This window comes from Candidatus Nitrosotenuis aquarius (assembly GCF_002787055.1).
Taxonomy (GTDB): domain Archaea; phylum Thermoproteota; class Nitrososphaeria; order Nitrososphaerales; family Nitrosopumilaceae; genus Nitrosotenuis; species Nitrosotenuis aquarius.
In genome coordinates this window covers 307605-330537 of sequence record NZ_CP024808.1, presented here as the reverse complement: position 1 = coordinate 330537, position 22933 = coordinate 307605, and the positions used below count along the sequence as shown (strand labels likewise).

General features: G+C 40.0%; 25 protein-coding genes. 9 read left to right on the top strand and 16 right to left on the bottom strand.

Features of this window, described 5'->3' with window-relative positions; genetic code table 11:
• Positions 1-225: 225 nt before the first annotated feature.
• Positions 226-783, bottom strand: coding sequence for a tetratricopeptide repeat protein (locus NAQ_RS01940; protein ID WP_162858573.1), 558 nt, complete (start codon positions 781-783; stop codon positions 226-228).
• A gap of 74 nt (positions 784-857) precedes the next feature.
• On the opposite strand from NAQ_RS01940, the gene NAQ_RS01935 reads away from it, so the two are divergent.
• Positions 858-1415: a CBS domain-containing protein gene (locus NAQ_RS01935; protein ID WP_100181997.1), complete on the top strand. Its 558-nt coding sequence runs from the start codon at positions 858-860 to the stop codon at positions 1413-1415.
• Between the two features lie 637 nt (positions 1416-2052).
• Entirely contained in the window at positions 2053-2328 is a 276-nt protein-coding gene (locus NAQ_RS01925; protein WP_162858572.1) for a hypothetical protein, read from the top strand.
• 123 nt (positions 2329-2451) lie between these two features.
• On the opposite strand, the gene NAQ_RS01920 is transcribed toward NAQ_RS01925, so the two are convergent.
• The 6 genes from NAQ_RS01920 to NAQ_RS01895 form a co-directional block, all read right to left on the bottom strand.
• The gene (locus NAQ_RS01920) at positions 2452-3714 is read right to left on the bottom strand and encodes a Cdc6/Cdc18 family protein (RefSeq protein WP_100181994.1); all 1263 of its coding nucleotides are present in this window, start codon (positions 3712-3714) and stop codon (positions 2452-2454) included.
• A gap of 196 nt (positions 3715-3910) precedes the next feature.
• Complete coding sequence (mce, locus tag NAQ_RS01915; RefSeq protein ID WP_100181993.1) at positions 3911-4309, bottom strand: methylmalonyl-CoA epimerase; 399 nt, start codon at positions 4307-4309, stop codon at positions 3911-3913.
• Positions 4310-5899 (bottom strand): acyl-CoA mutase large subunit family protein, encoded by a 1590-nt coding sequence (locus tag NAQ_RS01910; RefSeq protein ID WP_100181992.1) that lies wholly within the window; start codon positions 5897-5899, stop codon positions 4310-4312.
• 4 nt (positions 5900-5903) lie between these two features.
• Positions 5904-6818 carry a methylmalonyl Co-A mutase-associated GTPase MeaB gene (meaB, locus tag NAQ_RS01905; RefSeq protein WP_245871664.1) on the bottom strand — a complete coding sequence of 305 codons (915 nt, stop codon included), beginning with the start codon at positions 6816-6818 and terminating at the stop codon, positions 5904-5906.
• 40 nt (positions 6819-6858) lie between these two features.
• Complete coding sequence (locus tag NAQ_RS01900) at positions 6859-7263, bottom strand: hypothetical protein (protein ID WP_100181990.1); 405 nt, start codon at positions 7261-7263, stop codon at positions 6859-6861.
• A complete protein-coding gene (locus NAQ_RS01895) occupies positions 7263-9782 on the bottom strand; it encodes a M1 family metallopeptidase (protein ID WP_245871662.1) in 2520 nt (839 codons plus the stop codon). Before NAQ_RS01895 ends, NAQ_RS01900 begins: the two co-directional genes overlap by 1 nt.
• An 84-nt stretch (positions 9783-9866) precedes the next feature.
• On the opposite strand from NAQ_RS01895, the gene NAQ_RS01890 reads away from it, so the two are divergent.
• The gene (locus tag NAQ_RS01890) at positions 9867-10049 is read left to right on the top strand and encodes a hypothetical protein (protein ID WP_100181989.1); all 183 of its coding nucleotides are present in this window, start codon (positions 9867-9869) and stop codon (positions 10047-10049) included.
• Between the two features lie 34 nt (positions 10050-10083).
• Positions 10084-10506: a cobalamin B12-binding domain-containing protein gene (locus NAQ_RS01885; RefSeq protein ID WP_100181988.1), complete on the top strand. Its 423-nt coding sequence runs from the start codon at positions 10084-10086 to the stop codon at positions 10504-10506.
• On the opposite strand, the gene ilvC is transcribed toward NAQ_RS01885, so the two are convergent.
• From ilvC to NAQ_RS01860, 5 genes are all read right to left on the bottom strand, one after another.
• Positions 10507-11505 carry a ketol-acid reductoisomerase gene (ilvC, locus tag NAQ_RS01880; protein ID WP_100181987.1) on the bottom strand — a complete coding sequence of 333 codons (999 nt, stop codon included), beginning with the start codon at positions 11503-11505 and terminating at the stop codon, positions 10507-10509.
• A 195-nt stretch (positions 11506-11700) separates the two neighbouring features.
• Positions 11701-12621: an EF-Tu/IF-2/RF-3 family GTPase gene (locus NAQ_RS01875; RefSeq protein ID WP_100183390.1), complete on the bottom strand. Its 921-nt coding sequence runs from the start codon at positions 12619-12621 to the stop codon at positions 11701-11703.
• A 36-nt stretch (positions 12622-12657) separates the two neighbouring features.
• The gene (locus NAQ_RS01870) at positions 12658-13407 is read right to left on the bottom strand and encodes a DUF726 domain-containing protein (RefSeq protein ID WP_100181986.1); all 750 of its coding nucleotides are present in this window, start codon (positions 13405-13407) and stop codon (positions 12658-12660) included.
• A complete protein-coding gene (metG, locus tag NAQ_RS01865; RefSeq protein ID WP_100181985.1) occupies positions 13394-15040 on the bottom strand; it encodes a methionine--tRNA ligase in 1647 nt (548 codons plus the stop codon). The genes NAQ_RS01870 and metG overlap by 14 nt, the downstream gene beginning before the upstream one ends.
• A gap of 37 nt (positions 15041-15077) precedes the next feature.
• Positions 15078-16316 carry an adenosylhomocysteinase gene (locus tag NAQ_RS01860; RefSeq protein ID WP_100181984.1) on the bottom strand — a complete coding sequence of 413 codons (1239 nt, stop codon included), beginning with the start codon at positions 16314-16316 and terminating at the stop codon, positions 15078-15080.
• Positions 16317-16396: 80 nt separating this feature from the next.
• On the opposite strand from NAQ_RS01860, the gene NAQ_RS01855 reads away from it, so the two are divergent.
• From NAQ_RS01855 to cysS, 3 genes are read left to right on the top strand one after another with little or no spacing between them, the layout of a single operon-like run.
• A complete protein-coding gene (locus NAQ_RS01855) occupies positions 16397-16699 on the top strand; it encodes a Rieske (2Fe-2S) protein (RefSeq protein ID WP_100181983.1) in 303 nt (100 codons plus the stop codon).
• A 35-nt stretch (positions 16700-16734) separates the two neighbouring features.
• Complete coding sequence (locus tag NAQ_RS01850) at positions 16735-17508, top strand: NAD+ synthase (protein ID WP_245871660.1); 774 nt, start codon at positions 16735-16737, stop codon at positions 17506-17508.
• A gap of 10 nt (positions 17509-17518) precedes the next feature.
• Positions 17519-18907: a cysteine--tRNA ligase gene (gene cysS, locus NAQ_RS01845; protein ID WP_100181981.1), complete on the top strand. Its 1389-nt coding sequence runs from the start codon at positions 17519-17521 to the stop codon at positions 18905-18907.
• Here cysS and ychF read toward each other — a convergent pair.
• From ychF to NAQ_RS01830, 3 genes are read right to left on the bottom strand one after another with little or no spacing between them, the layout of a single operon-like run.
• Positions 18904-20127 (bottom strand): YchF-related putative GTPase, encoded by a 1224-nt coding sequence (gene ychF / locus NAQ_RS01840; protein ID WP_100181980.1) that lies wholly within the window; start codon positions 20125-20127, stop codon positions 18904-18906. The genes cysS and ychF overlap by 4 nt on opposite strands.
• 34 nt (positions 20128-20161) lie before the next feature.
• Positions 20162-20533 (bottom strand): hypothetical protein, encoded by a 372-nt coding sequence (locus NAQ_RS01835; RefSeq protein ID WP_100181979.1) that lies wholly within the window; start codon positions 20531-20533, stop codon positions 20162-20164.
• Positions 20533-20943, bottom strand: coding sequence for a CoA-binding protein (locus tag NAQ_RS01830; protein WP_100181978.1), 411 nt, complete (start codon positions 20941-20943; stop codon positions 20533-20535). The genes NAQ_RS01835 and NAQ_RS01830 overlap by 1 nt, the downstream gene beginning before the upstream one ends.
• A gap of 71 nt (positions 20944-21014) precedes the next feature.
• Between NAQ_RS01830 and NAQ_RS01825 the strand changes: the two genes are divergently transcribed.
• Positions 21015-21560, top strand: a complete 546-nt coding sequence (locus NAQ_RS01825) for a winged helix-turn-helix transcriptional regulator (protein ID WP_100181977.1) — start codon at positions 21015-21017, stop codon at positions 21558-21560.
• Positions 21561-21596: 36 nt separating this feature from the next.
• A complete protein-coding gene (locus tag NAQ_RS01820) occupies positions 21597-22598 on the top strand; it encodes a biotin--[acetyl-CoA-carboxylase] ligase (RefSeq protein ID WP_100181976.1) in 1002 nt (333 codons plus the stop codon).
• A 1-nt stretch (position 22599) separates the two neighbouring features.
• On the opposite strand, the gene NAQ_RS01815 is transcribed toward NAQ_RS01820, so the two are convergent.
• On the bottom strand, positions 22600-22929 hold the full coding sequence (locus NAQ_RS01815) for a hypothetical protein (protein WP_100181975.1): 330 nt from the start codon (positions 22927-22929) through the stop codon (positions 22600-22602).
• Positions 22930-22933: the final 4 nt, after the last annotated feature.

Genomic DNA, 22933 nt, shown 5'->3' with positions numbered 1-22933 from the left:
TAGATTCGATATGATTTTAGAAGAGTTTGAAAACTAGTGTGTTTTTTTTGAACAACAAATCTAAATTGTTCACTGATAATTCCTACGTAAGCCTTTATTTGTTAAACTGCACAGGTAATCCAAGGTTCATTCGGAAATACCGAGTCAGGACCAGCCAAGACCAACCAAATCAGGTGAGGATATCATCTGTCGACCGTGTTCTACCAGATATCCTCACTTTTTCAATTATCTCTGCTTTAGTGCGGTTGCGCGCTCAAAACACTTGTCAGACTCTTCTGTTCGTCCCATAATCTTTAGTGCAAAGCCTTTGTTGTACCAAGCATCAAAATAGTTAGGGTTTAGCTTGATTGCTTCATCAAAACATGAAATTGCTTCATCTAGGTTTTTTGTTTTTCCTAGTGCAAAGCCCTTGCCATTCCAAGCCAATGAGTTGTTTTTGTTTAGCTTGATTGCCTCATCAAAGTACTTGATGGATTCATCAAACTTGCCTATTTTTCCAATTGCTGTGCCCTTGTTGTACCATGCATCGGCATTTTTTGGGTTTATCTTTAGTGCCACATCATAACATGGAATTGCCTTTTTTGTTTTGCCAGATTCATCTAGTGCAAAGCCCTTGTTGTTCCAGGCCTGAGAATTTTTAATGTCAAGTTTGATTGCCTCATCAAAGCATCGAATTGCCTCTTCATAGTTGCCAGACGATGCAAAAGAGTTTCCCTTGTAAAACCAATTCTCAGTGGTTTTGCAGTCTGGGTATTTTTTTCCAATTCCTCCAAAAAGGCCCATCAAGTTCTGTTTTGCCATTACGAATATGAATTTGATGCAGTAAACTTCATAGGATTATTACTCAGCATACAATTATGCTTCCAAGAATCGACAGCATAAAGCAGGCAAGAACAAAGATTGGCATAACACAAAAAGAACTTGCAAAAATGACTGGGGTTAGCACATCAATGATAAACCAGATAGAATCCGGTCGAAGCCAACCCAGTTATGAAACTGCAAAGCGAATCTTTGACAGTCTGGCTACTCTTGAAGGCAGGGCAGATCCAAACAAAGCAGGCGATATTTGCAGTAAAGATATTGTCAAGCTAAAACCAACAGACTCGCTTCATGATGCAATACACAAGATGAGAAGCATGTCAATTAGTCAAATTCCAATTTTCAGCGGCGGTGAGCCAGTTGGGGCAATTAGTGAAGATGGCGTGGTAAAACATCTGGCAGACAGCGATGAATCATCATGGAAGAAAATCAGGCTAGCAGACGTCATGGAGGCAAGACCGCCCATTGTGGACCACCAAACACCAGCTAGGGCACTAGTACCATTAATTCGATACTCAAAATGCATTTTGGTTGCAAAGACAGGCAAAATCATCGGAATCATTACAGCGTCAGACACATTAAAGATGTTGGAGTAGGATAGCACCATTCATTGGATCTGGTTCAAATTTGTATCACACATAGTTTGTAGGTGTATATAGTTAGGAATTGAGATTTTACACTTTCCCTCCATAAAATATAGCCTAGACACGAACTTTCTTTTAATTAGAAGGTAGTAGAAAGATAAGAAAATTCAATGCTCATTTAATTATTTTAATTAAATCGTGGCTCTAGAAACCACCCAAAAATCACTATGTAATTTCTGGCAATTCTGCACATTGTCTCTCTGTTCTGAGTTTTGATATGTCTTGACATTACATATCCTCCCAACATTCTTTTGATCACAGAAAATATGGCCTCTGCCTTGTTTCTCCTGTGGCATGTATCTATCAAAACGACGCTTCATCATCTTGCGGTGGAATCCTTTTGTCTTCCATGCCTGCAGAGCCTCATATCTAGGCGGCTCCATATTTTTGTCAAAATTGCTAAAAAATGCAAATATTTCTCATCATGACGCAACATCGAATGCCCTCATTGAAAGACAATTTCAATTGTTTCATTAAGATTGCAAGGCACAAAATACGACTGCCGGTATTTTTAAACAAATTTCGCAATATAGAGCATGAGCTCAGCTTCAAATCTCAGAAAAAAACGAATCCAAGCAAAAAAAAGCAATTGCAAACAATAGTATGCACCGAAGGTCAAGACTGGTGCAACATAGTACTCCAAGCAAAGCCCTTACGGCAAAAATTCATCCACCAATGGAAAAAGCACAACATTGGCAAGGCAAACTCGTTTTTTGAAGTTGCCAATCAATATACAAGCATAGCTTCAAGGGAGCAAAAGGCACGAAAAATACTAGATGCAAAATTAAAGATATACCTAAAACAAATTGTCAACCTAGATTATAAAATACAAAAGGCAAAAAACAAGAAAAGAAAACGCATCTAACAAAGCATCTGAGATTATTTGTCTTTACCAAAAAACTCTGAGAACGACGCATCGTAAAATTTGTTCAAATGTTCTCTCACTTCAGGGCTCGCTTGATGATACTGCTTACCTCTCATAAATCCATCAAATACTTTGACTCAACTTTTTTTCCTTGTCATACTGTTTTGATTCTTCCATTTGTTTCTTCATTTTGACCAGATTATCCCACCATACAGAATTAATTGCAGGTCCGATAAAGTTTGGAGAAAATTCGAGTTTGTACTGCTTGCCGTATCCATGGCGTCCTCTAGAATGCACCTGCGATGTCACTATGCCGGTGTTTTCAATGTCATTTAGAATTTCAGATATTCTGCGATACGTCAGCTGCGATTCTTTTGGGGCAATAAGCTTGTATTCATCATAGATTTTTGAGGTATGAGCCATCTCCAATCCCATGATATAGCTCAGATACACAATTGCTCTACAGACATACTTGAATTGTGAGGTTGTGCGACTCATTATCTCAGATATTCGGTCATTTTGCAATTTGGCATAGGCCTGATCGACGTGTTTTGTGGATAATGCCTGGTTTTTAGCGCCAGCAATTTCTGCTCCGACTCGCAAAAGATCAATTGCGCGCCTGGCATCCCCATGGTCTTGTGAGCTAAGTTTGGCGCAGTGCTGCAAAATAACATCATCCATTTCATTAAAGGCCTCCTTGGAACACATACGAAGAATCTCCAGGATTTCTTCATACCCATATGCTGGAAAATACACCTCCGAGTTGCCAATTCTTGAGCGGACTCGCTCATCTAGATCATATTCAGACACTACATTGTTTGATATTCCAACAATGCATAATTGATAATTTTTTTCCTTTTTTAGCTGCTCGCATAGAACCACTAGCTTGTACATAAAATCAGACGGCTTGTTACGCTTGTCGTAAAAAATCATGTCAAATTCATCCAACGCTAAAATGATGACATGTTTTTTTGCATCTTGCAAATATGACGCAATTGCGTCCTTGATTGCCAAGACCACTGCTCCAAGACCCTTTGCACTTGGCAGCGCTTCTGCTCCAAGCTCAGAGAGAATCAAGTTGGCACACTCAAAGAGTGTCTTGGCGCTTCTCAGATTCACAAAACAAAGTGCAATATCATCAAGACTTTCACATACAAATCTCACAAGCGTGGACTTGCCAGAACCACTCCTCCCATATACTGAGACAAAAGGTGGAATTGTACCCTGCTTGTATGAGACAAAAAACCGGATCAGGCTCTCCACTTCTTTATTTCTTCCAATGACGCGTTTTGGGGTCCGAAGAACGTCAAGGGCTGCCTTGTTCTTGAAAATACTGTTCTCCTTGTCTATTTTGTCCACAATGGCGTCAATATCGGATTTTTTCATGATTCTCCATCATTTTGAGAATAATTCTCATTATTCTCGGAATAATTCCGATTATGGTTAGAAAATTCTAATAATCCGTGCCTAAAACCCATTTTCCAGGCACAAAATCTAGCCAGTTTTGACACCAAAAATAATTACTCTCCACTGGAAACGCATGTATATGTCATGCAAGCCAGATTCCAATAAAGTTTCTGCCCTAGTGCTTTGGATGAGAGCAGAGTTCAGTGAGTACTCCGCTTAGGGATTTTGGATGAATGAATGTTATTTTTGTGCCTTCAGAGCCAGGTCGTATTTTACCCAAAAACTGGATTCCGCATCCTTCCATTCTTTGGTATTCAGATTCAATGTCATCAGTAGCTAGTGCCATATGATGCAGACCTTCACCTTTTTTCTCTAGGAATTTTTTAATTGGGCTGTCATCGCGTGTTGGCTGCATCAGCTCAATTCTGCCGTTTTCCAGCTTTATTATGGCAAGCTTGACTCCCTCGGATTCGACTGTTTCGTAGATTATTTTCTCAACACCTAGCGCATCTTGGTATTGTTTTGCCGCAGCCATTACATCATTTACAGCAATTGCAATGTGGTCTATTTTCATCTAGAACACTTCCTTTGGTCGGTATTCGCCAAATACTTGACGGAATGTGTTGCTTATCTCGCCAGTAGTAGCATATGATTTTACAGCATCCAAGATAAACGGCATGAGATTTTCTTCCTTTTCTGCAGCCGACTGCATCTTTGATAGTGCGTATTGTACTTTTTTTCCGTCTCGCTCTGATCGTAGTTTTTTGAGTGCCGCTCTTTGCTTTTTCTCCACAGTGTCATCTATTCGAAGCAGTTCCTGCTTTGACTCTTTTTCATCAGAGAATTTGTTTACCCCAACTAGGACTCGCTCGCCAGAGTCCACTTCTTTTTTGAGCCTGTACGCATTTTGTCTTATTTCGGATTGGAAGAATCCTTTTTCTATTGCTTTTAGCGCGCCACCCATTTTCTCAATTTGCTTGAGGTATTTGCGCACTCCGTCTTCTATTTCATCACATAGATATTCCAGATAATATGAGCCGGCCATTGGGTCTACTGTCTTGGTAATGCCTGATTCATGAGCAACAATCTGTTGTGTTCGTAGTGCTATTTTTGCAGACTCGGCAGTGGGTAATGCCAATGCCTCGTCTCTAGAATTAGTATGCAAGGATTGGGTTCCTCCAAGTACTGCCGCCATTGTCTGTATTGCCACACGGACAATGTTATTGTCTGGTTGTTGTGCAGTCAATGACTCGCCGCTTGTTTGTGTGTGGAATTTTAGCTGTAATGATTTTGGATCCTTTGCGTGGAATTTTTCTTTGAGAATCTCTGCATAGATTTTTCTTGCGACCCTGAACTTGGCAATTTCTTCAAAGAATTCTATAGTACAACAGAAAAAGAACGACAGTCTTGGCGCAAAATCATCAATTTTGAGTCCCCTATCAAGGCAGGTCTGAATGTATGCAATTGCATTTGCCAACGTAAATGCTACTTCTTGTGTGGCAGTAGAACCAGCCTCTCTCATGTGGTAACCTGAAATTGAAACCGGATACCATTGCGGCACATGTTTTGCGCAATATCCAATCATATCGCCAATTAGTCTCATCGACGGTTGTGGTGGATAGATGTACGTGTTTCTTGCAATGTATTCTTTGAGAATGTCATTTTGTGTAGTGCCACGAAGTTCTGTGCTTGCAAATCCCTGTGATTCGCCAACTGCAATGTAATATGCCAATAACGTAGATGCAGTAGAATTAATCGTCATAGAAGAGCTGACCTTTCCAAGTGGAATGCCATCAAATGCGGTAAACATGTCTTTGAGTGACGATATTGAAACTCCCACCTTTCCTACTTCGCCTTCTGCCTGCGGAGCGTCGGCATCATGGCCAATTTGTGTTGGAAGATCAAATGCCATTGAAAGTCCGGTCTGCCCCTTTTCAAGCATGAATTTAAAGCGCTCATTGGTCTGCTTGGCGTCGCCAAAGCCAGAATACTGACGCATTGTCCAGAATCTCTCCCGGTACATTTCCGCATGAATTCCACGGGTAAACGGATACTTGCCGGGCTCTTCCTTTGGTCTCTTTTTTGTTCCATGATATACGCGAGCTACCGGAAAATTAGAATCGGTTAGAATTTTTTTTGGTTTTTGTTCTTCTTTTTGCGCCATAATATCACTTGATTATCCTCTCAGATATCTTGTCTGCTGCCTCAAATGGATCCATCTCCTTTGATTGGAGTTTTTTTAGATATTTGGAATAGTTTTTGTCAGATTCCAACAATGCATCGATTTTGAGTCTAACATTATTTAAAACAATATCTTTTAGCTCAATTTCTAGCCTTCTTGCATCGTGTTCCTTTTTTTCTTTTAGCTTTTGTTCCATCATTTCCTTTAGTTTTTTGGCAAATTCGTCTATTCCCTTGTTTTTTGTAACCGATGTCTGCAATATCACCGGATTTCGCTCGGTCATGCCGATAAATTCCTTGACTGATTCGAATAGCTGGGTTGCGCCGTCCAAGTCTGACTTGTTGACTAGGTAAATGTCGCCAATTTCTGTCAGGCCTGCCTTGATGGTTTGTATGCTATCGCCAGTATGAGGATTAAACACTACAACCGTAATGTCGGCAATATTGGAAATTTCTACTTCTGTTTGGCCTGCGCCAACACTTTCTATTATGATTGGATTAAAGCCAGCATACTCTAGTACGCGAATGCTGTTTCGAATAGAGCGAGATATCGCACCTGTTGCGCCGCGCGATGCTATGCTTCTAATGTATGTGCCAGAGTCAGTCGATTCAGTCATTCTCACACGGTCGCCCAAAATTGCGCCTCCCGTCACATGACTTGTCGGGTCTATTGCAAGAACGGCTGCCTTGAGCCCAAGTTTTTTGAGTGCGACTGAGGTCTTGTTAATTAGTGAGCTTTTGCCTGCACCTGCAGGTCCGGTTATCCCAATTATGACGGATTTGCCAGATGTCTTGAATATCGATTTGATTAGCTTGCGTGCTTCTTGTTCATTATTTTCAACAATAGAGATTGCCTTTGCAATTGCTCCACGCTTTGCCTTTTTTAGATCAGCAAGTAACAAACAAACTAGTTTTTGACATCTACAATAAATTCTTGTTGCACTAGAGTTGGGTAAAGATTGTACTGCTTGACTTGCCCACATCATGTATATCGGTTTTGACACCAACTTTGCCAAACTCTGGATGATTTACAACCAGTGTGATCGGAACTACCTTCCAACCATATTGCGGTTCCTCTTCAAAGGGCACTGTGATGGTAAAAGAGTGCCCATCAAACGTTCTCTGGAACGATTTTTCCATTCCCAATATTTCCAGCACAACATTGGTAGTTTTTTGAGTCTTGTCGGTAAATGTGATTTCTACTAGCTTTTTTTCGGGATAAAACGTCCCATCCAGATATAGAAGGTTTTGGTATTTTTGTTGCACAGAGATGCTTTGCGATACTGAAATCCCAATACCAAATACAATTATTGTTGCAATTGATGCCAAAACGATTTTTTTATTCATCAGGCAAACTCTGCACGTAATTGCTTGAGGAATTGAGAGTGAATTCGAATTCGCTCCAATGTTTGGGACAGTGTCATCTCCGTTCCAGGGGTGTGATTTTTCTTGAAGAATTGTTTTATTTCACCTTGCATGGATTCATCTGCCACTGCGGAAATGCTAGAGACTACTCTGTTTAGAAGAGGGCTGCCAACTCCTACTTTGACTCGAAGCTTTTTCCAGTTCTTTTTTAGCCACGGCCATAGTATTTTTTTGCCATATCGATTTGCAGATATGCGCATGATTGGAATGTGCATGTTTTGAGAGCGAACATCATTTGATTGCGACAGATCCAGCGTTTTTAGTAGTAATTTCGGATCTTTGAAGCTGGACAATGCGCCAAGAAACCTTATTTTTTGCTCCTGAGACGGTGCCTTTTTGTACAATTGCAGCAGCTTGTCATAAGAGACAGCGCCACTCCATGCCGCCAACGAAAACACTGTATCCTGAATGTCGGGATTTAGCGAGTCTGGTTTTTGCAAATATTGCTTGAAGCGATTGTTTGCCTCGCATAGTATTTCCTCATCATCCATTTTTCCTAGGGCTGCAATCACAAAGCTGCGCAACAGTGCATTGGTGTGTGGCTCGCCAGGCTGCGCATCCCATCCAAGTGAGTCAAACATATTTCTGAGATATCGCTGCGCTATTTGCTGGATTTCAGAATTGTATGATTCATCTATGGTTCTGTGGTATAATGCATATAGGTTTCCAGACACGTTTGATTGTGTCAGATAGTCATCCTCGTTTTCGTATGACGATGCAAAATCAAGATAGTCGCTGGTCTTGCCGTCGCTAGACACGCATAATGCAAACAGGTCGTTTTGAATCGCCCACCTATCAATGTGAGATATAGATTTTTGCAAAATCATTTCCTTTAGCTCGTACATTATGTCCTGCGAGTATTTTACGCGATAGAAACCATTTCTGCCCGGATTTACCAAGATTTGTTCAGATTTTACCGGAATGGCTTGTTGCTTTTTTCTGAGTATTTTGCTTGTAATTGCGCCATTGTCGTTGATCACAACAGGAATTTCCCAGAGTCCTTTTGCTGTGCCTTTTTTCTCTAAAATGAATCGCTTTTGCGACAATATCAGATGCGAGCCTTGTTTTTGTACATCCACTAGTGGAAATCCAGTCTGCTTTAGCCATGAATTGACCATAGAGCGAACCGGCATTTTGGCTGCCCTGCCTATCTCATCCCATAAATCATTTCCTTGAGCGTTTTTGTAGGAGAATTTTTTGAGATATGTTCGCAGGCCTGCCCTAAAGTTTTTCTCGGTAACAAAACTCTCTAGCATTTTGAGAACACATCCACCTTTGTCATATGATATGGCATCAAAGATTTCCCGGATTTCTGATGGTGAGTTTACCTTGACATCGATTGGATGCGATGAATGTAGGGCATCAAGTCCCATCGCAGTATTCATCGTATCTTCTAGGAACTGGTCCCAGAGTTTCCATTCAGGATAGAACTTGTCGACGAACTTTGTTGCCATAAATGTAGCAAATGATTCGTTTAGCCACAGATCATTCCACCACTCCATTGTCACAAGATTGCCAAACCACTGGTGTGCTAGCTCGTGCGATACTACCTCTGCAATGTATTGCTTTGTTTGCGTAGATGATGTCTTTTCATCAAATAACAAAATTGTCTCTCTAAATGTAATTGCTCCCCAATTTTCCATTGCGCCCGATGCAAAATCAGGAACCGCAATCAAGTCTAGTTTTGGCAGTGGGTATTTTATTCCAAAATAGTCCTCATATGACTGCACCAGTTTTTTGCACAAGTCCAGTGCAAATTTTCCCTTTTTGCTGTTGCCCTTGGTTGTGACAATTCGCATTGTGACTTTGCCGGATTTGGTACTCAGAAATTCAAACTCGCCAACTCCAAGATACACCAAGTATGTCGACATTATCGGCGTTTTTGCAAATTTGTATAGTGTTTTTTTACCCAGTTTTTTTCGCAGGATCTGATTTGTGTTCGATATTGCAGTGTGATTTGATTCAGCAATTATTGAAATGCTAAATGTGGCCTTTGCGGCAGGCTCATCCCAGCACGGAAACGCGCGCCTTGCATCAGCTGCCTCAAATTGCGTAGTTGCCAGGTATTTTGTCTTGCCGGATTTGTCCTTGTATTGGCTGCGATAAAATCCAACCAGCCTATCATTTAGAATTCCGCTAAACTCGATGCGAATTGTTGCGGTTTTGTTAATTTTGCCAGGTATTTTTATTGTCAGTGCTTCATTTTTTTCATCAAGAATTGTTTGTCCCACGTATGATTTTCCCGCCGACTCTACAGTGCATTTTTTTATTTTCAGCTCGGCCGAATTCAGAGTAATTGTACTAGTTGGCTTTGTTATTTTGACATCTATTGTCTCTTTTCCTTCAAAGGTAAAATTTGAAAAAATCGGCTCAAAGGTAAGATCATAGTGTATAGGAGTTACTTGCACAATGCAGTGTGTGCCAAATGGCTTTATGTACATTAGTGTTCACGGCGATCAAAATTAACATGTGCATAGCTTGACACTCAGCACATCCATTTTATCGATTATTGAAATAAATCATACATGTTAGATGACTGGATGGAAAAGACCGACAAAAAACAAGAACATGTAAAATCTATCCTATCCGCAGAGATGATTACCAGATATTCGCTCAAGGAAAGGATTGTGGAGCTTGAAAAAATGAGGGACCAAATATTGTACGAGCTTGCCAGACTGCAAGATATAACCAGGGATAAAAAACTGTAAAGTTTTAAAATACAGTCCGATCAATCACTCTCAGATGAAGCAAAAGCTTGCCACTCGTCGAATCAAGATCCTAGTCGCAAAACTAGGCCTCGACGGACATGATAGAGGCGCACTTGTTTTATGCAGAGCTTTTCGAGATGCAGGAATGGAAGTAATTTATTCAGGCTTGTTTGCCACGCCAGAGCGCGTAGCACAAATAGCTGAAGACGAAGATGTGGATGCAATTGCACTAAGCCTTCTAAATGGCGCTCACAATACACTGTTTCCAAGAGTAGTAAAAGAATTGCACAAAAAAGGCCTCAAAGATGTTCTAGTAGTAGGCGGAGGAGTAATCCCAGAAGAAGACAAGAGCGGTCTGGAAAAATCTGGAGTCTCCAAGGTGTTTGGACCAGGATCTCCACTGCCAGCAATCATAGAGCACATCAATTCTGGTGTTGCGAAGCTAAGAAAAATCTGATTATTCTTTAGAATCCGGCCACATCATTTTGCGCATTTGTCTACCAACTTGCTCTATTTGGTGGGATTCAAGTTGTTTCATGTAGCGGTCAAATGCGTTTTTACCATTTTTGCGATATTCAGAGATCCATTCTTCATTGAATGTACCATCTTGGATCATATCTAGTACTTTTTTCATCTTTGCCTTGTTTTCCTTATCCATGACCATTGGACCTCGTGTCAGACCGCCATATCGCGCAGTCTCTGATACCCGTCTCCACATTCCGTTTATTCCATATCGCTGGATCATATCCACAATCAGTTTGAGTTCGTGCAATACCTCAAAGTATGCAATTTCAGGTTGATAGCCTGCTTCAACCAATGTCTCAAATGCGTTTGTTACCATTGATGCGCATCCGCCGCAAAGGTCAGCCTGCTCGCCAAACCAATCAGTTTCAACTTCTTCTTTGAACGTTGTTTGTATCAGACCTGCACGTGCAGAACCAATTCCCTTGCCAATTGCTAAAACTCTGTCCCATGCCTTTCCGGTTTTATCCTGATATACCGCAACTATTGCAGGTGTTCCAAATCCTTCTTGGTATGTTTCTCTAACCTTTGAGCCAGGTCCTTTTGGTGCAACCATGATAACATCAACATTGTCTGGTGCCTTAATCCAGCTCCACTGAATAGCGGCTGCGTGTGAAAATGACAGTGCCTTTCCAGCAGAAAGGTTTGGTCCAATTTCATCCTTGTAAACTTGGGATTGGATCATGTCTGGAAGTAAAATGTGAACAATATCGCCTTGCTTTGTAGCCTCTGCAACAGACATTACGGTGTGGCCGTCTGATTTTGCCTTGTTCCATGTTGGGCTACCCTCCTTTAGGCCTACGATAACTTTGAGGCCGGAATCTTTGAGGTTGTTTGCTTGCGCATCACCTTGGATGCCATAGCCAATTACTGCTATTGTTTGATTTTTAATAGGATCTAAACTAATATCGGAATCTTTCCATGTCTTTGCCATAATACAATCCCAAAATATAGACAATAAAAACCATCAAAATCATATGGTCAGAACCTTATTGCAAGAAACACATCTCACCTGTACTGTATCATCTCCATCAAGCCGCTCAAATTTTTTGGAGCCACATGAAGGACAGATTGGACATGCCCGAAGGCCTTTCATGTTCTAATATTGTATAGTATGGTAATTAATTTTCTATTTGATTTTGCCGCTACCAAGCAATCGTATACTAGTAGATTCCGGCTTTAATATAACACAGATATCTCCTTTGTTATGAACTGCTGGTTTTTCAAGTGTTAATTTTAGTGGAGATATAGAGGCGAACTTTGCAGGCTTGATTTGAAGACCAATATTGACAAGACACATCTGGTTTGGCGCAATACCGCCTTTGTAAAATGGACTCTTTGTAAATTCCAATTCGAGTTCGGTGGATACTAGTTCAGGGCCTGGAGCGCAAAGCAGATCGCCCCTTCCAACTTGATCAGGAGTTACCCCCTTTACTGCCAATCCTACTCGTCCTGGGGAGACAGCTTCGTCCACGGGATCATCGTGCATTTGTATTGACTTTATGAGAACATCTATTCCTGCAGGCAAGAGTTTGAGCGTATCATATTGTTTTATTTTTCCACGTTCCACTTTTCCCAATATGACAGTTCCAACTCCTTTAACATCAAAGCAATGATCAATTACGACACGCGCACTACCGTCTTGTGAGATTTGTGCTAGCTTGTCGGATTCTTCTTTAATTTTGTCCTGTTGGATTTTCGGATAATTAATCAAAACGGTATTTTTTATCATTGTGTTTAACATGTTTTCATCGACATCATATGTGTAAGAGAGCAGTCCGGATTTTTTCTGCAACATGTCCAATGCGACAATCTGCTCGCCGGCAAATTTGTCCAGCTTGTTTATATGAAATATCACATGTTCTGCCAAGTTTATTGTCTGAAGCAAAGGCTGTATTTTGTCTGGAAACCCGCTAGGTGTAGTATAGGTACGAATAACTCCTGATTCTTTTTTGTCATACATGGTCATATCTGTGGCGGTTCCTTTTTTGCCAAGGCCGGCTGCTATGCTCTGATCACCCAATATTACAAAATTGACTGAATTTGTCATCACACCAACACAAAATCACTTCAATATATTCAGAGATTATGGGTATGACTTGAGAATTTTGGCATAGCTAGCAAATCTATGATTATCCGGGCGCACATGTTTTTGGGCATATTTAGCCACGGTTTTTCCAATAGCCCCAGAATACCCAATCGGTTCTGGAATCAACCCTTGCTCAAATGCATATTTGAGGACATTGTCAAACTTGCTGTAATAATTGACAAATTTCTGGTGGATGGTTTTTTGGATAATGGTGCCATATTTCCGCAAGTTTGCAGAATCAGACGGAATTGATGCGCCAAAAATATACGCTGCCTCCACTAACTGTTTATTTTTTAGATTTTGAAGCGTAGAAAGTATCACTTGAGAGCCAAGGGAGTGACCAATCAGTCGTATCTTTATCATTGGGTATTTTCTTTTTATGTCAACTAGAAACTCTGCTAGGTTTTTACCATTTTTCTTTGCAATTATGATTCCAACATCAGTAGCATGTTGTTCATGAGACTTGTATTGAACCCCCCTAGTGTTAGAATCATAGCTAAAGCCAATTACTGGGTGCAAATATCCAAGTTGCTGTAATCTATATTGCGCAATCATAAATTTAGCAAGTGCACCAGATTTGTTGTTGCGCAATCCATGAATCATTATTGTTATTTCTGAAACATCATACAAATTATCAAAGAATTTTTTTGGATAAAGATCATATGACCTGTTCTTTTTTGTTTTACCAGTAGAAAGATCATAAAATCCCCTAGTCGAAATTCTAGGAATTCTTTTATTTTGTTTCAAATTTTTCTTTGCGCTTTTTGATGTCTGCTTCTTCCACTCGGCCAAATATTGGCGTAATTTCCCCTAGCTTGTGTCCAGATTTTAACTCCAACTCCGAAATTGACTTCCAGGGTTTTGTAGAAACATTCCCAGACATGCCAAGTTGCTCCCATATTTTTTGTGATGATTTTGGCAAAAACGAATTCAGTGCTATCGATATAGAATAAACTGCGTTTGCAGCCAAAAACACGCACGTTTCTGTTCCAGGTCCTTTTTTCCATGGCTCCTTGTGCTGGAAATACTGGTTAAAGTATGCAGAAAACTCCATGACTTTCTTCAAAGCCCTGTCAAGATGATTCTGTTGTACTAGTTCAGATAATTCCGATGCAAATGTGCGGATCTTGGATTCTGCCTCCTTGTCTTTGTCATCATATGCACTTGGTGCTGGAATCACGCCATCAAATGTTTTTTTAGTAAATCCAAGTGCGCGGTTAACTAGATTGCCCAGATTGCCAATCAGCTCAGAGTTAATTCTGGTCATAAAATCATCCCAGTCAAAGTTAAGATCATCTTGGGAGTAGGGGTTGATTGAAACCAGGTAATATCGTAGATAGTCAGATGGATAAAATTCCAAGAATTCTTTTAATCCAATATACCAATTTCTGCTCTTTGAGATTTTCTTTGATTGTAATGTAAGATGTCCCCTGGTAGGGATATAGTCAGGCAGCTTATACTCTGAGTCGATTCCAAGCCGCATTGCTGGTAAAAACAAATAGTGATGGTATACAATGTCTTTGCCAATAAAGTGATAGATGTCAGCAGAGTTCCAAAATTCTTTTCCATCCAGGCCTTTGTCGTTTAGGAATTTTATTGCAGAGGAAATGTATGCCAGATGATTGTCAAACCATCCATAGAATACCTTTGATTCATCACCTGGTATCGGTACGCCCCACGAGATATCACGGGTGATATCCCAGTCCACTAGTCCAGAGGTTATCCAGTTTTGAACATATTTTTTCACGTCTTTTTGTAAGTTTTGATTTTCTTCTAACCACTTGAACAAAGGATCGCCGAAATTTTTGAGCCTAAAGAAGTAATGTGTCGTCTTTTCTTTGGTCGGAGTTGCGCCACATATAGCGCATTTTGGATTCCCTATTTCTTCTGGCACGCGCCCACATTTTTCGCACAAATCCGAGTATTGATCAGGTGCCTGGCAATGTGGGCAAATTCCTATGACGTATCTGTCTGGGAGAAATTTTTTGTCATTTTGGCAGTAAAACTGTATGATTTCTGACTCGTAAATATGCCCATTCTTTTTTAGCTTATCAAAGACATATCTAACAAATTCAATGTTTTCGGGAGAACTAGTACGATAAAACAAATCAAACCCAATATCAAATGCCGAAAAATCCTCATAGTCTCGCTTGTTCCAATGTGCAACGTATTCTTGCGGAGTTTTCTTTTCTTTTTCGGCCGCAATCAAAATCGGTGTTCCAAAATCATCTGACGCACATATGTAATACGCTTCAACACCATTTTGCTTTAGAAATCTAGTAGTTACATCTGCAGGCAGATACGTTGATGCCACATGTCCTAGATGGATCTCACCATTTGCATATGGCAAGGCGCTAGTAATGATTGCACGAGGTTTCATTTGGAAGAGTTTTGTTCGTATTGTTTAAGAAGGTTTGTTACCAGTTCTCTCGATATGCGATTTGTTTCTTGGTGAGATGATCAATTTTAACATCAAATGCGGCCAGTGCATCTGCAGCAACCTGAGTATCTATTTCCAGTGGCACTGTGATCACTCTTTTGCCGATTTTTTTGTAATTTTTGAGAATATACAGAATTGACATTATTTGATTTGAAAATGATTGTGCCATTACCTCTGGTGGATGGCCTTCTGCAGCAACCAAGTTTGCCAGCCTTCCCTTTCCGACAAGGTAGACCTTTTTGCCATTTTGTAGAACACATTCATCTAGGTTTGGTCGCACTTCGCGCACTGATTTAGACTGATTTAGTAAATAGTCAGAGTCAATTTCTACATCAAAGTGACCCACATTGCCCATGACTGCACCATCCTTCATTTTCAAGATGTGTTCCTTTGTTATGATGTCGCGCATGCCAGTGCACGTGATGAAAATATCGCCGATTTTTGCAGCCTCTGCCATGGTCATTACTTCAAATCCATCCATGTGTGCTTCCAAAGCCTTTACTGGATCTACCTCAGTCACTATTACCTTGCAGCCCATTCCATGAGTTCTTGCCGCAACGCCACGACCCACCCAGCCATATCCAGCAACAACTACCCGCTTTGAGGCAAATAGCAGATTCATTGCGCGCAAGAATCCATCTATTGTTGATTGACCAGTACCATACCTATTATCGAACATGTGCTTTGTGTATGCTTCGTTTACTACTATGACAGGATATCGGAGCTTGCCTTTTTTTTCCATTGCCTTGATTCTATTCACACCGGCTGTCGTTTCTTCTGTCGCACCGAGAATTTTCATGCTCTTGTATTTTTTATCAAAATGTAATTTGACATTCATGTCTGCACCGTCATCAGTTACGATGGTTGGTTTGTGATTGAGTACTTGTTCGATACACCAGTCGTATTCTTCATTAGTTTCATCATTCCAAGCATAAGTATGAATTCCTTCTGATGCCAAAAATGCCGCAATATCATCTTGTGTGGTAAGTGGATTGCCTGCGCATGCAGCTACATCTGCTCCAAGTTCTTTTGCACCCATCAAAAGAACAGATGTTTCTTTTGTGATGTGAAGACAAAAACCCAGTGTAAGTCCTCTGAATGGCTGAGATTTCTTTAATCTGTTGATGGTTTTATCCAAAATTGGCATATGGCTTCGTGCCCATTCATAAGACAACTTTCCCTGATCAGCTAAACTTTCATCTTTTACTTTACTCAACATTCGTACCCTATTCAATATACTAAAAAATCTTTGTCGGATCAATAAAGTAAATAACCAACAAAACTTGTTGCAATTCAATGGTCTGGCAAAAAGTAGCTGAAAAAGACTCGATCGAAAAAGGAATGGGGATTGAAGTCAAAATAGGCGACAAGAGAATAGCTATTTTCAACCAAGATGGCTATCATGGAATCGACGCATTATGTGTGCATCAGGACGGCTCTATTGCGCCAGGAAAACTCAACGGTTGTGTGGTAGAATGCCCACTTCACTTTTGGCATTATGATATAAAGACGGGAGAGCTTTTGGACTATCTAAAAGGGGTAAAGCTCCAGACATACAAGGTAGAGTCTAGAAACGATGGCATCTACATGGACGTCTAGATACGATTTTTAATCAACAGCACAATGTCAAATTATTGGACAAGATTCTAAAAGAAATCATCGCTCAAAACTACACTCAAATTCAAAACAACATTGAATCATTTCTCAGAAAATATATCGCAAGTTCAGGCGGATTTGTCTTTGGGTTATCAGGCGGTATAGATTCTGTAGTAATTGCACACATTTGTGCAAAATCATTCAAGGAAAGATCAATTGCATTAATAATGCCAGACAGCAAGATTTCACCAAAAGAAGAAACCGAGGACGCATTATACACCGTAGACAAACTAGGTCTTGATTACAAACTAATCGATATCAACATGATTCACTCACAATTTGCAAACATTCTAGAACCAGATCAAAGGGCACTTGGGAATCTTCGGGCAAGAATTCGTGCTAATCTATTATATTATTATGCAAACCTGAAAAACTATCTTGTTTTAGGCTCTAGCGACAAGTCAGAGTTTCTCATAGGTTATTTTACAAAATTTGGTGATGGGGGTGCTGATCTTTTGCCAATAGTATCACTATACAAAACACAAGTTCGCCAGCTTGCAAAACATCTACAGGTGAAAGAATCCATAATAGCAAAAAAAAGCAGCCCTCATCTCTGGCCTGAACATTTGGCAGAAAATGAAATAGGTATACCATATGAAGAAATTGATTGCATTTTGTATTGCATGATAGATAAAAACATGCCAGCAGACAGAATTCACCAAGAAACTAACATCAATTTAGATAAAATCCAAAAAATACAACAACTATACAAAAACAGCGAGCATAAAAGAACAATGCCAAACAGATTATGAGGGAACCCAGTTGAAGATATACGATACATTAAGCACGAAAGAACAAGAAATAACATCAGATGACATCAGAATTTATTTGTGCGGAGTTACAGTATATGATGAATCACACATAGGTCATGCAAGAACCATCATAATCTTTGATGTGTTGCGAAGATTTTTGGAGGCACGGGGGTGCAAAGTGAACTTTGTACAGAACTTTACTGATGTCGATGACAAGATAATCAACAGAGCAAATACCGAAGGCATTCATCCACTTGAGATCAGTAAGAGGTACATTGATCATTATTTTGAAGATTTTGATAGATTAAACATTAAGCGTGCTACTACTCACCCAAAAGCAACTGAGCACATCTCAGAAATAATAGAATTGATCAAGGATTTGATCAGTTCTGGATATGCGTATCTATCCTTAAATGGCGTTTACTACTCAGTGTCAAAATTCTCAGAATATGGCAAGCTTTCAAAGAGAAAAACCGAAGACCTCATAGCTGGTGCAAGAATAGCAGTGGATGAAACGAAAAATGATGCACTAGACTTTGCATTATGGAAGTTTTCTGAAACCGAACCAAATTGGCCTAGCCCTTGGGGCAAAGGCAGACCAGGCTGGCATATCGAATGCTCTGCGATGAGCCTCAAATATCTAGGCGAGGAATTTGAAATTCATGGTGGCGGACGTGATCTGATCTTTCCTCACCATGAGAATGAAATAGCTCAAACAGAAGCCGTGACAAAAAAGCCACTTGCCAAGTTGTGGATGCATGTGGGAATGGTTACAATAAATGGTGAAAAAATGTCAAAATCGCTTGGAAACATCAAATCAGTAAGACATGTTTTGGACAACTGGGGCCCAAATGTAATTCGACTCTTTTGTCTTTCAGGCCATTATTCCAAGGCAATTGATTATTCGGAAGATTTGTTAAAAGAGAATCTCATAAAATGGAGACAGGTAGAAATAGCATATTATGAGATGATCATGTCCGATGACACAGGTCCAACAGACGAGATAATAAACATGGCATCAGAGTGTAGAACAGAGTTTGATTCCGCACTTGATTCTGATTTTAACACCGCCCTTGCAATAAACGCATTTTTCAAGCTAATCAAGGGAATCAACAGAATTGCGGCCTCCGAGTCCATGACAAAATCTATTGCCAATATCGCATTACCAGAATTCGAGTACATGTCGGACGTTTTAGGATTGCAAGTACAAAAGGTCACAGACCAGGAAAAACAATCAATTACAAATCTCATAAAACAACGAGAAATATTGCGCGCACAAAAACAATACCAAGAAGCGGATAAAATCCGTGACCAGATCTCTGCGCAAAACATTGTTCTGCTAGATCACAAAAACAAGACAGTCTGGATGAAAAAAGAAAAAATCTTGGCAGACGCCTAATGTGGTTTTTTGCTAGTAGATGCAGAAACCAGTGATATCACATCTCTATCTCGCAGCTGATAATTCGTGGGCAATCTCAGGTTATATCGAATATCTTTTGCATATAATAAGCCCTTTGTAAGACTGGTGTGGATTTCCTTTGCCAGATCAACCACAGTGGCACCATCTTTTAATAAAATCAGGTCAGGCAAGACATTTCCTTTCTTGTCTGCAAGTTTTTCTTCATCAGCTACTGGGTATATTGCATTCATTTTGAGAAGCTTAAAGACAGTAACGTTGATTGCGAATTGGACTCCAGTTCGCATGTATTCTCCCATGATTTCTTTGGTGATAAAATCAAGTGCTCCTTTTTGCTTTTGAGATAGTTCACCAGGTTTCATGATATCAAATTGTTCAGATCCTGGCGAGTATTTTATGAGTCCTTTTTGTTCTGCGCGTCGCAGTGAAAGCTCGCTGTCTGCGCTTGCAGGCACCACTATGGTGTCAATGTATCGCTCTCGAAGTCTTGCAAAGTTCTTGTCTGCACCATCAACATCAATTTTGTTTGCCACAATTAGTGTGGGTTTGGATATTTTGCGTAACACTGTCGCAAATTTTTTGGATTCCTGAAAGCCGATGTCATCAAGTTCCTTATCTTCTACTCCAGCCGAGTGTAATGCTTCTTTTACATGAGAGTTGTTAACGCCTATCCCCCGATATAAATCGGCAATTGCCACTATCTTGTCCACACCCGAATGTATTGTCTTTGAGACTTTGTCACGGTTTCCCTCTAGAATCTTCAGATACCACATTATCAGTTCTTCCTCTATGTCTGCAAAATCAGAGATTGGATCTCCGGCTCCTGCTTCTGCAATTTTACCAGACGAGTCAATACCGCCAGACACATCCACCACATGCAACAATGCGTCAGATTGTGCTGCAACAGATAGAAATTGGTTGCCAAGTCCCTTTCCTTGCCATGCATCCTTGATTAATCCAGGAAGATCAATTAGCTCAATTGGGATATAGCGCCACCCATCAATGCACCTAGAGTTTTTTGGATTATCAAAGACATTAAACTCGGGATGAACACAAAGGGCGATTGCATTTGCAGCAGCAGATTCAGGCTTTTTTGTAGTAAACGGATATGTCGAGATTTCTGCAGACGAAAGTGTTGCGGAATTGAAGAATGTGGTCTTGCCAGTATTTGTTTTGCCGATAATCCCTATTTTTATTGGCACGATAAGATGTGCCTTTCATGTTATTTATCTCTGACTAGTGAGTATGATCATTGTGTGGATTTGCCAGTATTTTTTGACAGGTGTTTTTGAGCTCGTCTAACGACCAAGATATCTCATCTATTTCTTCACGCGTCAGATCAGACTCCCATTTGTCCAGAGTGATTTTTGCTATCTGGCATGCATTATACAGCAAGCTCCAGTATGGATGGTGTTCTGCCGTGGTAAAGGCAAGTTCTGACGCGTCTGCAAGACCATTTTTTGCCCTGCCAAGTGAGGATACGCGTTCTCCAAAAATTCGAATTATTTGTGATTCGAGGTCCGACTCGACTTTGAGCATTGTTTCATTATCCGTGTACGATTTTACCAGTGCTGCAAGTTCTTTGTAGAAATCATCAAACTTGGCCATTAGAACAACCGCTGATGTTCTGCCAACATACACCTATTGAAAACAACTTGGATTCCAGCTTTTCTAGCCAGATCTTCTGCTTCTTCATTGTGAATTCCTTCTTGAAGCCAGATTACTTTTGGCTTTATTTTGATTGCTTCTTGTATTACAGGCAAGATCTGATCAGACGGCCTAAACACATCTACAATATCAATGGGCTCAGTTATTTCAGATAGATTAGCGTGACATTTCCGGTCAAGAATGCTATCTGCGGTCGGGTTTACTGGTACGATGTCATATCCTTGTGAAAGCAAATACTTTGGGACATAGTTTGCCGCTTTTTCTTCGTTTTTAGACATGCCAACTACTGCAACTTTTTTTAATGACAGAATATTCCGTATTTGATCGTCGGTGTGCGGATCTCGCTCCATGACACAGTTTACTTATAACGGATTATAATCTATTTTGCAAAATTATTATAGACTATACAAGAATCATCATCATGGAAGAAGAGCCAAAAGACATTATCGTATTAGGCGCAATAAAAAACGGCGCTAAAAAATTTGACAAAATACGTGCCAAGACTGGAATTTCGCCTGAAGAATTAAACCAAATACTAGAAAAACTTGAAGAGCGTGGATTTATCAAAGTAGATAAAAAGAAGGGGTTTCTCGGTGGAGAAAAAATTGAGTTAAACATCACAGACAAGGGAAATAATGAACTCCAACAACGAATCTACGAAATGGAGCAAAAATGGAACCAGATGGTTCAACTATACAAGCTTGGAGACAAAAAGAAACTAGAAGAATTCATGGGCTCTAACAAGTCCGACTTTGCCATGATGATGTTCTTTGGAATAATGAACATGATGATGTTCTCAATGATGTTCTCAATGATTGGAGCGTCAATGGGTAGCTATGTTCCACCAGACCAAGTTCCACCAGGTGCTGAAAACCAAATGTCAGACGCTGGGGCAGATGCTGGAGGGGACGCAGGTGGCGATATGGGTGGCGGAGACGGCGGCTTTGATATTGACATTGGTTTTTAGAAATCTTAAATCAACCACGTTATAATCAAGTCATTATTGCTATACACTTCAGATGAAAACCAAGGACTAGTCAAGGTTTTACAATTCCTCAAGGCTCATCGCCTAGAATATCTCTCAGGAGAAGACCTAAGCGAAGTCCTAAAGATAAGCAGGGTAGCAATCTGGAAACACATCAAAAAAATACAATCTCTCGGATACAAGATAGAGTCAAAACAAAATCTTGGATATCGACTAATTGATACAACTAGCCTTTTACTCCCATGGGAGATAACTGATGGGATAAAGACAAAACAACTTGGAAAAAGAGTCTACTATTATGATGTAATAGATTCTACACAGAGTGTTGCCACGAATATTGCAAAAGACAAGACAAATTTTGGCTCAGTCATAATAGCAGAGTCACAGACACTTGGAAAGGGAAGACAGGGAAGACAGTGGATTTCTCCAAAGGGAGGAATTTGGCTGTCAATCATTTTGGAGCCAATCTTTGACATATACAAAATAACACTCATCCCATTTGCAGTGGCAATCGCACTTGCAAACGCAATTGAGAAGACACTTGGGATAAAAACTAAGCTCAAATGGCCAAACGATCTTACGTTGAACGGAAAAAAAGTTGCAGGAATAATAATTGATGCATCAATCGAATCAACAAAAATAGAAAGCGTTACAGTCGGGGTTGGAATAAACTTTCACGTAAATGCAAAACAAATCGAAAGCAAGATAAAAAAGAATAGGAATTTTTATGGCGTAACTACTCTAGTAGAAAAGAAAAATGTAAAACCGGCAGACCTAGTCAAAGAGTTTCTCTTTGAGCTTGAAGCGGCATTAGGATTGTTGCATGCAAACAAAACACATGAAATAACAGAACAATGGACAAAAAAGTCTTCAACTATTGGGCAAAACATCACAGTTACAGATCTAGGCACTAAAATATCAGGCAAAGCAATAGGATTGGACAAAGACGGCAGCCTAATTGTGCGTCATGGTTCAAAATCAACCAGGATCACGTCTGGCGATATATCGTATCACAAGTAAGTTAGGCTTTTTTACCTTTTTTTGTTACTTTCTTTGGTTTTTCAGATTCTATTAGGGATGCTTCTGTTTTTATCAAATCTTTGAGATCGGATTGAATTGAAAATAATGAATTTACTATTTGTTCTAGTTGTTTAGTATACTCCATGTAAGCTTCAATCAGATCAGTCTTTTTTTCATCTGATTTTACAAGATACTCATTTTGGCGCAGAACATTGGTTGTACCAATCATTTGTTCAAGAGGCAAATTTGGTTCGCCAAGCGCATTGATTTCTTGATGTAACTTTTGGATTCGTATCTTTAGTTCGTTCAAATTATTACCAAGTCCAATCATAATC